At 45.6% G+C, this 14,522-nt stretch carries 12 protein-coding genes, 2 tRNA genes and 1 pseudogene; 7 read left to right on the top strand and 8 right to left on the bottom strand.

Annotated elements, in window-relative coordinates; genetic code table 11:
• Positions 1–75: 75 nt before the first annotated feature.
• Positions 76–570 (bottom strand): Rsd/AlgQ family anti-sigma factor, encoded by a 495-nt coding sequence (locus RH85_RS09990; protein WP_006712104.1) that lies wholly within the window; start codon positions 568–570, stop codon positions 76–78.
• 178 nt (positions 571–748) lie between these two features.
• On the opposite strand from RH85_RS09990, the gene nudC reads away from it, so the two are divergent.
• The 4 genes from nudC (at position 749) to RH85_RS09970 (ending at position 4,672) form a co-directional block, all read left to right on the top strand.
• Positions 749–1,543, top strand: a complete 795-nt coding sequence (gene nudC, locus RH85_RS09985; RefSeq protein WP_006712103.1) for an NAD(+) diphosphatase — start codon at positions 749–751, stop codon at positions 1,541–1,543.
• Between the two features lie 249 nt (positions 1,544–1,792).
• A complete protein-coding gene (gene hemE / locus RH85_RS09980; RefSeq protein WP_006712102.1) occupies positions 1,793–2,860 on the top strand; it encodes a uroporphyrinogen decarboxylase in 1,068 nt (355 codons plus the stop codon).
• 99 nt (positions 2,861–2,959) lie between these two features.
• A complete protein-coding gene (locus tag RH85_RS09975) occupies positions 2,960–3,595 on the top strand; it encodes a TetR/AcrR family transcriptional regulator (protein ID WP_006712101.1) in 636 nt (211 codons plus the stop codon).
• A gap of 114 nt (positions 3,596–3,709) precedes the next feature.
• Entirely contained in the window at positions 3,710–4,672 is a 963-nt protein-coding gene (locus RH85_RS09970) for a hypothetical protein (protein ID WP_006712100.1), read from the top strand.
• 49 nt (positions 4,673–4,721) lie between these two features.
• Here the strand turns inward: RH85_RS09970 and RH85_RS09965 are convergent, their stop codons facing one another.
• The 6 genes and pseudogenes from RH85_RS09965 to rsgA all read right to left on the bottom strand — a co-directional run bounded on the left by RH85_RS09965 (position 4,722) and on the right by rsgA (position 12,478).
• The gene (locus RH85_RS09965; protein ID WP_006712099.1) at positions 4,722–5,864 is read right to left on the bottom strand and encodes a murein hydrolase activator EnvC family protein; all 1,143 of its coding nucleotides are present in this window, start codon (positions 5,862–5,864) and stop codon (positions 4,722–4,724) included.
• Between the two features lie 167 nt (positions 5,865–6,031).
• Positions 6,032–7,564, bottom strand: coding sequence for a 2,3-bisphosphoglycerate-independent phosphoglycerate mutase (gene gpmM, locus RH85_RS09960; protein ID WP_006712098.1), 1,533 nt, complete (start codon positions 7,562–7,564; stop codon positions 6,032–6,034).
• Positions 7,565–7,838: 274 nt separating this feature from the next.
• Positions 7,839–8,727, bottom strand: a pseudogene (locus tag RH85_RS09955) (DMT family transporter).
• A gap of 142 nt (positions 8,728–8,869) precedes the next feature.
• On the bottom strand, positions 8,870–10,273 hold the full coding sequence (locus RH85_RS09950; protein ID WP_006712097.1) for an SLC13 family permease: 1,404 nt from the start codon (positions 10,271–10,273) through the stop codon (positions 8,870–8,872).
• Between the two features lie 173 nt (positions 10,274–10,446).
• Positions 10,447–11,313 (bottom strand): archaetidylserine decarboxylase, encoded by an 867-nt coding sequence (gene asd / locus RH85_RS09945; RefSeq protein WP_006712096.1) that lies wholly within the window; start codon positions 11,311–11,313, stop codon positions 10,447–10,449.
• A 109-nt stretch (positions 11,314–11,422) separates the two neighbouring features.
• Entirely contained in the window at positions 11,423–12,478 is a 1,056-nt protein-coding gene (gene rsgA / locus RH85_RS09940) for a small ribosomal subunit biogenesis GTPase RsgA (protein WP_006712095.1), read from the bottom strand.
• 111 nt (positions 12,479–12,589) lie between these two features.
• On the opposite strand from rsgA, the gene orn reads away from it, so the two are divergent.
• Entirely contained in the window at positions 12,590–13,135 is a 546-nt protein-coding gene (orn, locus tag RH85_RS09935) for an oligoribonuclease (protein ID WP_006712094.1), read from the top strand.
• 73 nt (positions 13,136–13,208) lie between these two features.
• On the opposite strand, the gene RH85_RS09930 is transcribed toward orn, so the two are convergent.
• Positions 13,209–13,928, bottom strand: coding sequence for a hypothetical protein (locus RH85_RS09930; RefSeq protein ID WP_039948946.1), 720 nt, complete (start codon positions 13,926–13,928; stop codon positions 13,209–13,211).
• 367 nt (positions 13,929–14,295) lie between these two features.
• Here RH85_RS09930 and RH85_RS09925 point away from each other — a divergent pair.
• A tRNA-Gly gene (locus tag RH85_RS09925) sits at positions 14,296–14,371 on the top strand.
• 68 nt (positions 14,372–14,439) lie between these two features.
• Positions 14,440–14,516: transfer RNA gene (locus tag RH85_RS09920), tRNA-Met, on the top strand.
• Positions 14,517–14,522 lie beyond the last annotated feature (6 nt).

Raw genomic sequence — 14,522 nt, 5'->3', positions numbered from 1 at the left:
ACTCTCATGCCAACCCTCTCTCTTTCTCATTTCACGCGAAGTATTCTAACTTCTCGAATCTCCTAGAGCTCTAGCTTATGCCCCCGGTGGCACTGCTAAGCTATCTGAAATCAGTTGAATCAAGTGATCCTCGACTTCAAATCGTACTTCAAGAATTTCGCCAACACTCGATAGGTCTGCGTCAAATACGTCTAACGTATCGTCTTCACCTACATCCGCGTATTTATCGGTAAAGTTCAGCAGTGGATCAGTGGTTAATACGATCTTCGCGTAGGCTTTATTGATATCGTCGGTGATTTCAAAGCCGGTCGAACGCCATTGATCCATCACAGTATCGTAGATCTTAAAGTGACCTTCGGAGATGTAATCAACAAGGTGCTGACAAAAGTCTTGCAGTTCTAGTGGCGTGGGGAGTGAAGATAGCGTGGTTTTCTGACTAGCGGGTTGCAGTGCGGCAAGCTTACAATATTCGACAATTAGGGATTGTCGGGTCTCTAACCAATGGTCGATGACATCACTTGAGCCACCCCATTGTTCTTGTGTTTTTTTCAATTTTTTTAGCATGACCATGCCCTCATGATCTAATCACAACTCCGGTGATCATTTACTTTGCAGTGCAAAGCGATGATAGATATACAACCTATTGTCCTGACTAGAAATTATAGTGAATGAATTGCTTTTCTACTAACTCTAGTATGAAATTAGATTGCCAGTAAAATGGTTGAACTGCAAGCAATGAGGGATGGTAATGTTGGAGAACGGTGATATAGCCCACGAGAATGCGGCATATTGGTGTGTTGTATCAGGGAGTGATATTTGGCTAGAAGATGGCAAGCTCCCTTACGGTTTTGCTAGTGAATTCGGGTTTTCTGACCGTGATATGGTCTGTATTGGTGAGTATCAAGGAGTCTCAGTGATGTGGCTTAATGATATGGAAGTGGAAGCTCGCCTACCCATGAGTTCACTGCGTGATTGTTTAGGTTATCCAGAAGAGCTCTTTCTGCTAACCAGTAAAGCGGTTCAATATGGTCACATGACGCAAACGATGCGTTTTTGTCCACAATGTGGTGGTCGAAATCATTTGAATCACAATCAACTCGCTATGCAGTGTACAGAGTGCCGTACGTTGCATTACCCACGTATCTTTCCGTGTATTATTGTTGCGGTTCGTAAGCAGCAGCAAATTCTACTCGCGCAACATCCACGCCATCGTAATGGTATGTATACCGTGATTGCTGGATTTTTAGAGGTGGGTGAAACGTTGGAACAGTGTGTTGCTCGAGAAGTGAAAGAGGAAACCGGTATTGAAGTATGCAATATTCGCTATTTTGGTAGCCAACCTTGGGCATTTCCATCCAGTATGATGATGGCATTTTTAGCCGATTATCAATCTGGTAACATTAAACCGGATTACAGCGAATTAAGTGATGCGCAGTGGTTCTCACCTGATGAGATGCCGCCTGTTGCACCTACTGGAACCATTGCCCGTCAGTTGATTGATCGGACGTTGAATGACATAAATAGCCATCTTACTGAAATGTAGATAAAAAAAACCCTCCGAGAGGGAGGGGGTAAGTAAGATGTCGTTATGAGATACTGAGTATTAGATACACAGTTAATTATTGTAGTTTTCGCTAGCGATGAAATTTTTATCACTGTTAGAGGTTGGGTGCAAATTAAGCACTTATTTAAAAGTTAATAACTTGATCTAGGTTGCAAAGCACTCGGCTTTTGCGAGCCAAACAGTGTTAGAATATCAGCGAAAAATAAAGCCTAAGATTGGAAAAGCACAATGACTGAATTAAAAAATGATCGTTATCTGCGTGCGCTTTTGAAAGAGCCTGTAGATTACACCCCAGTATGGATGATGCGCCAAGCAGGCCGTTACCTACCTGAATATAAAGCAACTCGTGCCCAAGCGGGTGATTTTATGTCACTGTGCCGCAATGCTGAGCTTGCTTCAGAGGTAACCCTTCAGCCATTACGCCGTTTTCCTCTTGATGCCGCGATTCTATTCTCTGACATCTTAACTATTCCCGATGCAATGGGTTTAGGCCTACGTTTTACGCAAGGTGAAGGCCCTGTGTTTGACAAGCCAATTACCTGTAAAGCGGATGTTGAGAAAATTGGTTTGCCTGATCCAGAAGGTGAACTGCAGTATGTTATGAATGCCGTACGCCAGATCCGTAAAGATCTGCAAGGCGAAGTACCATTGATCGGTTTCTCAGGCAGTCCATGGACGCTGGCAACCTACATGGTTGAAGGTGGCAGCTCTAAAGCCTTCACCAAGATCAAGAAAATGATGTATGCAGAACCACAAACGCTACATCTGTTACTGGATAAGCTAGCAGATAGCGTGATCGAATACCTAAACGCACAAATTAAAGCGGGTGCGCAATCAGTCATGGTATTTGATACATGGGGCGGCGTATTAACACCGCGTGACTACAACCTATTCTCGTTGCAGTACATGCACAAGATTGTTGATGGCCTTATCCGTGAAAACGATGGTCGTCGTGTCCCTGTTACACTGTTCACTAAAAATGGCGGCATGTGGCTTGAGCAAATCGCAGCAACGGGTTGTGATGCGGTTGGTCTCGATTGGACGATCAATATAGCTGATGCGAAAGCACGCATTGGTGACAAAGTTGCGCTGCAAGGCAATATGGACCCTTCAATGTTGTACGCGTCACCTGAGCGTATTCGTGAAGAAGTGGGCTCAATCCTAGAAGGGTTTGGTGATGCGGGCACAGGGCACGTATTTAACCTTGGCCATGGCATTCACCTTGATGTGCCGCCAGAAAATGCCGGTGTATTTGTTGAGGCTGTGCACGAGTTGTCTAAGCCTTACCACAAATAATCGCAATTGCTCAAACGCCTGATTTATTCAGGCGTTTTTGTTATTGGCAATTCGAGTGGGTATACTGGGTGCAACGGAGATAAAGGAATAGCATAAGCAATGAAGACGCGCGATAAAATCGTATTAGCAGCCCTAGAGCTCTTTAATGAACATGGTGAAAGGAATATCACCACCAATCATATTGCAGCGCATATCGATATTAGCCCCGGTAATCTTTACTACCATTTTCGCAATAAACAGGAAATTGTGCGTGAGATCTTCGCTCTATATTCTAATGAATTGTTAGAGCGCTTTACGCCGGTACAAGGTCAGCAAGAGAGTTTGGTGTTACTCAAACTCTACCTCAACTCAATTTTCACTCTGATGTGGAAGTACCGTTTCTTCTATGCAAATTTACCTGAGATCTTGCAACGTGATGAAGTTCTGCATGAAGAATACATTCAAGTGCAGGATAAGCTGCAACTGAATTTGGTGAATATTATGGCGGCTTTTATCCAACTCGGTTTATTGGATGTTGCTGAAAATGAAATGAAGCCGCTGGTGGCAACGTTACACTTGATTGCATCAAGTTGGTTAGGCTATCAGTCTGCGATGTCACCGAAGACGCAAATCACGGAGCAGATTATCCATCAAGGCATGTTGCAGATGATTTCTGTGGTGAAACCAAGAGCGACAGAATCAGGGTTGGAGCAACTGCAGTTGTTAGAAGATGGCGTCAAGGCGATGCATGCCTAAACCTCTAATCGCGACATGAATATAATTGAAGGCGAGGGTTTATAACCTTTCGCTCTTTGTTCCGCATGCTCTAAGCCGTTACATTACTGATAACCTTCTGATTCGAGTAATGTTATGCACTATGATATTTTTAATGGTGATGCTGATGGCATCATCGCGCTACTGCAGTTACGCCTTGCCAACCCGCAGCATGCTCAGTTGGTGACTGGAGTAAAGCGTGATATTCAATTGCTCGATACTGTAACGGTCTGCTCAGGCGATTCTCTGACGGTATTGGATATCTCATTAAGCCGAAACCGATCTGCACTGCTGCGCGCGTTAGAGGTGGGCGCAACGGTCTTTTACGCCGATCATCATAAAGCCGATGACATCCCTTTGCATCAACAGCTCACCACCCATATCGATTTAGACGCCAATGTGTGTACCGCTTTGATCATCGATCGCTTATTGGAGGGGCGTTACCACCATTGGGCGATTACTGGTGCGTATGGGGATAACCTGATCGCTAAAGCGAACTCGTTAGCGCAACGGGCAGGTTTGAGCCGACAACAAGCAGATCAGTTGAAAGAGCTTGGCACTTTGATCAATTACAACGGCTATGGTGAAAGTGTTGAAGATTTACATTTTCACCCGGCAGATCTGTTTCAGGAGCTTTTGGCCTACGATGATCCACTCGCAGTTATCGCTGCACAAGATTCCCCTTATCATCGCTTACGACTCGCCTATCAACATGATATGGCTGTTGCGACATCGCTGGATGCCAGTTATCAAGACTCGCAGTTAGCGGTCTATTCTTTACCCAATAGTCCTGCCTCCAGACGGATTAGTGGCGTGTATGGCAACTGGTTAGCGAACCAATCGCCAGATAAAGCTCACTTGGTGCTAAGTGAAAATAGCCAACAAGGTTATACCGTGTCGCTGCGTGCACCATTAGAGAATAAACAAGGTGCGGGTGAGTTATGCAGTCAGTTTGAATCAGGGGGAGGGCGAGAAGCCGCGGGGGGGATTAACCATCTTGAACCGGCGCAATTGCCGTCGTTAATAGAGCAAGTTTCGCAATATTATTGTCGCTCTTGAAGCATCAGAATGAGCAAGGGCGCCAACTGGCGCCCTTGCTGTATTTGGATTATTTACGTTTCAGCCACGAGATAGGATCTTGAGTTTTGCTGTTGCGGCGGATTTCAAAATAGAGTGAAGGTTGAGTTTGTCCCCCGGTATCACCAGCCAAAGCAATGGATTCGCCAGCGGTGACTTTATCCCCTTCTTTTTTTAACAGGCTTTGGTTGAAACCGTATAACGTCATATCACCTTTGCCGTGATCGAGTAAAACTACCAAACCATAGCCGCGTAAGTAATCGGCAAAGACCACGGTACCAGAGTAAACCGATTTGACCGCCTGGCCATAATTGGCGGCAACCACGATGCCTTTCCAATCAATTTGCCCTGTTTGTTTAGAACCATAGCTGTGCATCACACGGCCTTTAATTGGCCAAGGCAATTTGCCTTTCTGTTTGGCTAGCCCATCCATAGGTACCGAGTTACGCTTGGCTGCCTTGGCTATTTCAGCTTTTAGGCGTGCTTCGTTGCGCTGTAATTCAGACAGATAGACTTTATCGCTCGAGATACTTTTTTGGATTTTATTGACCGTCCCTTTTCGCTGAGATTGGGTTTTCGCCAGCTGATTGCGTTTGTTGGTTTGTTCGGTCAGTAATTTCGTGATCTGTTGTTTTTCGAGTGCCAGTTGTTGTTCACTTTGCTCAAGATCGACGACGATCTGTTCCAGCTCAGTGATGGTTTTGGCTCTTTGTTTGGCAAGGTACTGGAAATATTGGCTGATGCGATCTTCTTCCACGCCTTGAGTCATTATATTGGCTGATGACTTAGCGCGTTGAGTGACGTAATAGGTGCGCAATAGCTGCTCAAGCTTTTCACTCTGTAGTGCTTGGTCTTTTTCTAGCGTGACAATTTTACCGTCCAACGCCTTGATGTTGGCATTGGTTTTTGTCAGAGAGGCTTTGGTTTGCTTGATTTCACGTTCAATCTGATTGATCCCAAGCTCTTGGCTTTTAAGTGATTTTTGTAACTTGTCGAGCTCTTTCTGTTGTGAGCTCAACGCGTTCTTTTGTCGTGATATTTCGCTCTTCACGCCGGTCAATTGGTTGGGTGATGATGCCTGCGTGGATAAAGGGGCGACCGAAGCAAAACCAACCGTCAGCAGCATGAGCGTGCGCAGTATGCGATGAGTTTTTGTGATGGCTTTAAGCGACATTAGCTCGAATTATCCTAACCAATTGATTAGCGGCCAGTATACATAATTCGAATCTTGGGAAGAAAGGATTAAGTAAAAACTTGTATGCAGTGTCATATGCAGCGCAAACAAAGTTAGGCCAAACAAAAACGCCCAAGCATGGCTCGGGCGTTTATTATGCGAGGTGATTATTTTACGATAATCTGACCAGACATTTCTGCAGGAATTTCGATACCCGCAAGAGAAAGCATTGTCGGTGCAAGATCAGACAGTTTACCGCCTTCTTTGAACTCAACCGCTTTGCTACCCACATAAATCAGTGGAACTGGTAGGTTAGTGTGTGCAGTGTGGATGCCACCTGTTTCAGGGTCGATCATCATTTCTGCATTACCGTGGTCTGCTGTGATCAGCATTTGGCCATCAACTTCATTGATCGCTTCTACTACGCGGCCCATACATGCATCGATAGCTTCGATTGCTTGTTTAGCGGCTTCGTAAACACCAGTGTGACCAACCATGTCTGGGTTAGGGTAGTTACAGATAATCGTATCGAACTTACCTGATTTGATCGCCGCAACCAGTTTGTCAGTTAGCTCAGTTGAGCTCATTTCTGGTTGTAGGTCGTAAGTCGCAACTTTTGGCGAAGCAACTAGTTGACGCTCTTCACCAGCAAACTCGTTTTCAACACCACCGTTGAAGAAGAAAGTGACGTGCGCGTATTTTTCTGTTTCAGAAATACGTAGCTGAGTCTTGTCTTGTTTAGAAAGCCACTCACCATAAGTATTTTCTAGTGTTGCTGGTGGGAATGCCGCCGCTAGAGGGATGTCTGCTGCGTATTGCGTTAGCATCACGAAGTTTAGTGCTGGGAATGATGCGCGCTCAAAACCGTCAAAGTCAGTCACGAAGGTACGAGTGATTTGACGTGCACGGTCTGCACGGTAGTTCATGAAGATAACCGCATCGCCATCTTGCATGATTGCATCTTCTTGCTCAGCTGTTTTGATCGCTGTCGCTTTAACAAATTCGTCGTTTTCATCACGAGCGTAAGCCGCTTCAAGGCCTTCTACCGCCGTATCAAATGTAAATTCTGCTTTTGCTTGAGTCAGTAGATCGTAAGCAACTTGAACGCGATCCCAGTTGTTATCACGGTCCATTGCATAGTAACGACCCACTAGAGAAGCAACACGGCCTTTACCTAGTTTAGCGAACAGCTCTTGGAAACGTTGTAGTGAGCCTTCTGCGCTACGTGGTGGCGTATCACGGCCATCAAGGAAGCAGTGTAGGTAAATTTTTTCAGCGCCACGTGCAGCAGCCATTTCAACCGCAGCGTAGATGTGATCTTCGTGAGAGTGAACGCCACCTGGCGACATAAGACCCATGATGTGAACGGCTTTACCTGCGTTGATTGCGCTGTCCATTGCTTCAACCAGTGCTGCAGTTTCAGCGAACTCGCCATCAGCGATAGATTTAGTAATACGAGTAAGATCTTGGTACACAATACGGCCAGCGCCAATGTTTGTGTGGCCAACTTCTGAGTTACCCATTTGACCATCTGGTAGACCTACATCCATGCCAGACGCAGAAATTAGCGTGTTCGGGTGGTTAGCAAATAGATTGTCTAAATTAGGCGTATTTGCGTTTGCAACGGCATTATTTGCAGTGTCTTCACGGTGTCCGTAACCGTCAAGAATAACTAGAGCCAATGGCTTCTTAGCAGACATAGAGTAAACCTCGTCAAATTTAAGTAACTGTCGGTTTTGGGTCGGAAAACCCAAGTACCTTGAAACAAAACTAGCGTAATTTTACTACACTTTATAAGCAAAACTGTAGGCCAAGATCAAATATTGTTGGTGATGTCGTGTAGCTATCTTTCAGCGAATTGTCTATTTGGCTATTAGCTTACATTGATAATAACTCTTATTCTTAACATTTCGCTGCCAATGTAAAGGAGGAATTACCAATCAATTCGATAGCTGAGTATGCAGTTTTTGTCGACTACTGCACCAGTATAGCGGTGCCACAGACCGCGAGGATAGCGCCGCACCATGCGTAGCGATTAGGGCGTCGTTTGCTATAAATCCATAATAGCGGTAGCAGCATTATGGGGGTGGTTGAAGAGAGTAGAGCCACCATGCCGACATTGCCTTTTTGCAGCGCGTATAAGATCAGCGTCATGCCGACGGCCATGGCGAGAAAGCCGTTGAGCGCGGTAACGATAAAAATCTTAGCGTTAATCGCATTGGTGCCTTTTGCCAATCTCACTCCCGTTAACCACAGTAGACAATGGGCGGCAAAGGCAGTCATCATTCGCAATGCTGAAGCGGCGACAGGGTCAACCGCAGTTTGCATGATAGGTTTGGCAATTAATGCCTCCTAATGCTTGGCAAACAGCGGCTAGCAAGCCAAGGCCCACTCCAACCCATACTCGGCCTTTGACTGCTTCAAATTGATTGCTGTCTTGCCCTTTGCGGCCAAAAAATATCGCCAACACCACGCCAGAAAAAACCAAACCTGCCCCCGCAAACTCCCAACTGCTCATACGTTCACTAAAGAGAAAATAGCCGAGTAGCGCAGAAAAAACCGCGTGACAGGAGAAGAGCAAACCAGCTTGGCGTGGCCCCATACGATTAAGGCAAGCAAATAGTGCGGTATCACCGATGAAGATGCCGACTAGGCCAGAAAGCATCATGGCACTGAGCGAAGGTAGCGTGATGGTTGCCCATCCACCGGTATAGAGCGCCATAGTGGCGAGAATAAAACTGGTGCATCCCATACGCCAGCGGCTATAAGCAAAAGTGCCCAAATGCTGTGCGGGTGTGACAGAAAGTAGACTTGCTATCGCCCAAAGCAAAGCGGCGGCTAATGCGAGCCATTCATATCCCATCTATTACTCATCCTTGTCGAAGATAGGGTCATACGCGAGGTGATCTGCGTGGCGTATGGTTGTAGACGGTCAATATGCCTTAAAAGATTGCGAAAGCAAAGCGTGAAGCCTATCCACGCTTTGCTCTGCTTGAAGGTATTGGTTAAGAGAGAATCCAGTTGGCCATATAAACCATGGATAAACCGAGAACACCGAGGATCAACCCGGTTTTTGCCATGTCTTTGCTTTCGATTAGGCCGGTTGAGTAAGCCAAAGAGTTTGGTGGCGTTGAAACTGGCAGAATCATCCCAAGCGAGGCTGAGAACGCGACGACCACCAATAGGTTTTGCATATCCAGACTCTGCATTGAAGCGCCAATCGCAGCAGCAATCGGCATCAATAGGTTAGCTGTGGCGGTATTGGACATAAAGTTAGCCATCACCCAACACACCAATGACATGGTGATGATCACCGCGGTTGGTGATAGTGCATCGTAATCGATCGCATGAGCCAGCGCTGAAGCGAGGCCGGTTTTATCGAGCGCAATACCAATCGCAATACCACCGGCAACCAGCCAGAGTACATCCCAGTTAATCAATTTCAACTCAGCCTTGCCCATAATGCCGGTTAGGGTAAACACCGCCAAAGGAATGATGGAGACCACATAGGTGTTCATGCCATGCAGTTTGGTGGTCATCCACAGCACGATGGTTATCGCAAAGGTGGCGTAAACCACAATTGCGCGCCAGTTTTTCTGGAATGTACCGCCGAGCTTGAGCACCATTTTGTCTTCTGACGAAGGAAACAATTTTTGTAGTAAGAACCAAGCAATGGTCAGTTGCACTACGACAAACGGTAAGCCCATCATCATCCAAGAAAGAAAGTCGATACTGTTTGCACCGGTGAGGTATTGCAGCGCAATCGCATTGGGTGGGGTACCGATTGGTGTCGCAATACCACCAGTATTGGCGGCGATCGGAATACACAATACGAGAGCCTTGATGCCAAGGTCGCCTTTTGGTGCGGAAGCGACAATGGGGCCCAATAACGCCAACATCATGACCGTCGTGGCGGTATTGGACATAAACATCGAGAACACTGCCGTGATCAACATGAGCCCTAACATGATAAAGCGTGGCTGAGTGCCAAAAGGTTTAAGTAGTACGCGGGCAAGGTTGTTATCGAGTTCGTATTTGGAGGCGGATATTGCCAATGCAAATCCCCCCATAAACAGAATAATGATCGGCGAGGAGAAAGCGCTGAAAATATCGGTGTAGGCCACAAGCTCACCAAAGTCGTGACCGGCTGGTGGATTGCGGAACAAGTGCAGACCTTTATCAGAGATCATGATCAGTTCAAGCGCGATGATCAAAATCGAAGTGGCGAAAACAGGTACGGGTTCCAACACCCACAAGAGGGCAGCAAGAAGGAAAATGGCAAGGAGTCGGTGCTGGATTAAGGTTAAGTCTGCTATTGGAATCGAATCAATGGGCATGAGCAACACGGCAAGCGGCAACCCAAAACAGATCAGCAGTTTGATCATTGTGCCAGAATGAATCTTTGTCATACGCGGCAAACCTTCTCATGTCAGTGTAGAAGGATAGAGTAAAAGATAACCAAATTAAGGTCTTAGACTAAGGTAATAATTTTACAAATAGGTAAAAAATGTTGCGTAAATTTTGTCTTCGGTCAAAAAAAAGCCCCGAATAATTCGGGGCTTTTTAATGGAATATTTACGTATTATTCTGCGTTTTGACGCTGAGCGTAAGGGGTACCCATGACGGTTGCTTGGCCAAGTTGCATTGAGTCATCGAAGCGGATGCTATCTTTAGCAAACAGGTTAATTACCGTTGAACCTAGCTTGAAGCGACCCATTTCTTCGCCTTTTTTCAGAATGACAGCTTTGTCGCCTTCTGCAGGGTATTCCCAGCGATGAACCGTGTTGCCGCGCGGAGGTGTTACCGTACCTGCCCACACTTGTTCGATACTGCCAACAATTGTTGCTCCAACCAGTACTTGTGCCATTGGGCCAAAGGCAGTGTCAAAGATACAAACAACGCGTTCGTTACGAGCAAATAGGTTTGGCACATTCTCGGCAGTCAGAGGGTTAACAGAGAAGAGATCACCAGGTACATAAATCATCTGACGCAACGTGCCATCGCATGGCATGTGAACACGATGGTAATCACTTGGCGATAAATACAAGGTAGCAAATTCGCCGTCGTTAAATTCTTCTGCCAGTTTTTCATCACCGCCTAACAGCTCAAGCGCGGTGTAATCGTGATTTTTCGCTTGAATGAGTTTACCGTCTTGGATTGGGCCAAACTGACTAACACAAGCATCTGCTGGGTGCGTGATGAGTTCATCACCGGCAGAAATAGGGCGAGCCCCGTCTTTTAGTTCACGAACAAAAAATTCGTTAAATGTGGCGAAGTGCTTTGGATCTGAATGCAGAGCTTCATCCATATTTACATTGTATTGCTTGATAAACCAGCGAATGATTGCGGTGGTTAGACTGCCTGCTTTGGCTGAAGCGATTTTACCCACTAAGCGAGTAAGTGCATGCTGAGGGATCCAGTATTGCAGTCTAACTTTAAACTTGTCCATTGTGCTCAATTCCAATGTTAATTATCTGTTTCAAACTTTTGGGCGCAAGATGGTACTTAAAAAATCAGCAAATGTCAGTAGTTGCTGATTTTTACCAGTAGCCATTGCGTTACAGATCGGCTTTCTTATTGCGCGAGTATTGTCGGTTAGCCTTATTCTCAGACATGCTCTCAAGAATGCGATGGTAGTTATAAAAACGGCTTTGACTCACTTGGCCCTGTTCCACGGCTTCGCGAAGTACGCAGCCCGGATCGTCATTGTGTTTGCAGTCGCGGAACTTACAGTTGCCTAGGTAAGGTTTGAATTCAACAAATGCCTTGGTGACTTCTTCTGCTTCTAAGTGCCACAAACCAAACTCACGCACTCCCGGTGAATCAATTAAATCACCACCTGACGGGATGTGATACAAGCGAGCAGCGGTCGTGGTGTGCTGACCAAGTCCTGAGTTTTCAGACACAAGGCCTTCCTCAATTTCGAGTCCAGGCATTAGCGCATTAACTAGGCTTGATTTGCCAACACCAGATTGACCAACAAAGATGTTGATGCAGTCACCCAGTGCAGCTTCCAGTTCCGGAATGCCTTCACCCGACTCTTTACTCACCAATAGCACTTTGTAACCAATATTCTCATAGTCACGTAGTGATTGTTGGTATTGCTCGCGCTGTGCTTGATCGAGCAGGTCGATTTTATTTAAAACCAGCAAAGGTGGGATTTGGAGTGTTTCGGCAGCCACCAAGTAACGGTCAATAATATTAAGTGACAGTTCTGGCAAGACCGATGATACGATCACCATTTGGCCGATATTGGCCGCAACGGGTTTTAGACCGTCGTAGTAGTCTGGGCGAGTGAGCACAGAGATACGAGGTTCTACTGCTTCGACCACACCAGAAATACCGTACATAGACTCAAGACCTGCGCGCCAAATTACTTTGTCACCAGAGACTAAAGATTCGATGCCACGACGTAAGTTACAGCGGTGAATTTCCTGTGTTTCAACATCTTCAATATCCGCGTGTTGACCAAAACGGGTAATCACTAACCCTGTTTTGGTGCCACCCAGCATAGACTCATCCCACTGGATACTTTCCGCTTTCGTGAGTTTGCGTTTTTGATTGCTACGAACGCGTCGTACTTGACCTTTGGTTAGCTTTTTTTGTTTTGCCACGATGATCTACTTAATCTGCTTCTCTTAGGGTCGACACCTGAGATTGCTATCTTGGGTATCTGAATTTGGGTATAGTACCTTTTTTAGCGAAAAACCAATAGGCAACGATTTATGTCCTTTAGCGATCAAAATTTAATCTGGGTCGATCTCGAGATGACTGGGCTTGATCCAGAAACTCACAAAATTATCGAAATCGCCACCATAGTCACGGATAGTGAGCTTAATATTTTGGCAGAAGGCCCAGTATTGGCCATTCATCAGCCGGAATCTGAGCTGGAAAAAATGGATGATTGGTGCACGAACACTCATACCAACAGTGGCTTAGTTGAACGTATTCGCAACAGCTCGGTTGATGAGCAAGAAGCAATTCGCCAAACAATCGCGTTTCTAGAGCAGTGGGTTCCTAAAGGTAAATCTCCGATCTGTGGTAACAGTATTGGTCAAGATCGTCGCTTCTTGTACAAGCATATGCCGGAGTTGGAAGAATACTTCCACTATCGTTATGTGGATGTCAGCACGCTGAAAGAGCTCACTCGTCGTTGGCAGCCTGAAGTTTTGGATGGTTTTTCTAAATCGGGGAGTCATCTTGCGCTGGATGATATCCGTGAATCGATCGCTGAACTGCAGTACTACCGTAAAACAATCTTTAGCATTTAATCGCAATACAGCGAGATTGAATCTTCGATTACTTAGAAACCGCAGCGTCGCTGCGGTTTTTTCGTTTTAGGCATTAGGGAATGGGTAAGAAAACAAATTGCGCTACGCCCTGTGCGACTTTAGTGATACTGCGGTTAGTTTTGTCAGCGACAATCAGAGCCATCATGTCTTGAATCATGGTCATCTTGGCAAAGATGCGATCGAAACTCGTATCAAACTCCCCATCCGCGACGTGATTACTAAGTAAAAAGAGTTCACCATGACTATTTTGTCGGTGGTAAAGGCGCCAGACAAAAATTTCAATATTACGAGCACTGTTGTAGAGCGCTTGTTCATCGAGAGAGTCGAGTATGAAAAACTCTTGCTGGTGGTTGTAGGAGCGACGTAGCATCTCTGTTAGACCGACCATGGCGGCAAACACGCGGTCCCCTTGAAATGATTCATCAAACGCGAGCAGTATCGCTTCAATGCCGGTTTTCTCTCCCAACTCTTCAAATACCAAAGAAGGCAGATCAATATCGTCGTTGCGGCCAAATATTTGCAACATACGATCTTCGATTGTCGTGTCTTGAAGTTTTCTAAGCTGGTCGGGGTTACGCACGTACATTTTGCGCGTTAATTCCATTAATAACTCTTTTTGCTCTTTTACGTGCACGTCCATGACGAAGTCAACGTCTGTTTTGCCGAGGTTACGCACTGGTTTAGGCATGGATTCACAGCCATTAAGAACAAAGACAGTGCAGAACAGCAGACATAAACTCACAAAAGATCGTCGGAAAACGGGTAATGCCATTGCGATCTCCATGATTTGCAATTGCCATTAACAACATAACGTTGGGTGGAGTGATAACATCAGCATTTGGTTATATACAAATGTATACTTTTAAACCAGCTTGAATAGATTTTTAAAATCTATTTGCTGGGGCATATCGCATTTGCTATTTAATTTTGTTTATTCACTACGCTAAATCAGTGCTTTAATCGTAGTGATAGTTGCAAGCTCATGTTTTAATTTTAAACAAAGCGTTCATTGTTTATGCGCTTTTGTGTGCTTTTTCATCAAACGATAAAAAAAACATGTTTTTTTGCAGGAAGGACTTGCATCACAAAAAAATGCTCTTATAATTCGCAGCCCTGAACGACGGAAACGTTGTTGAGATGCGACACTAGCTCAGTTGGTAGAGCGCAACCTTGCCAAGGTTGAGGTCATCGGTTCGAACCCGATGTGTCGCTCCAAATTTTCTGGTTAGACAATTAGTCTGATTGGAGTAAAGTTCTCATTGTACTTAACAATGACATCCGGACGCGGGATGGAGCAGCATGGTAGCTCGTCGGGCTCATAACCCGAAGGTCGTAGGTTCAAATCCTGCTCCCGCAACCACATTAA

The sequence above is a fragment of the Vibrio ichthyoenteri ATCC 700023 genome (assembly GCF_000222605.1).
Classification (GTDB): Bacteria; Pseudomonadota; Gammaproteobacteria; order Enterobacterales; family Vibrionaceae; genus Vibrio; species Vibrio ichthyoenteri.
This window is presented reverse-complemented; position numbering and strand designations above follow the sequence as displayed.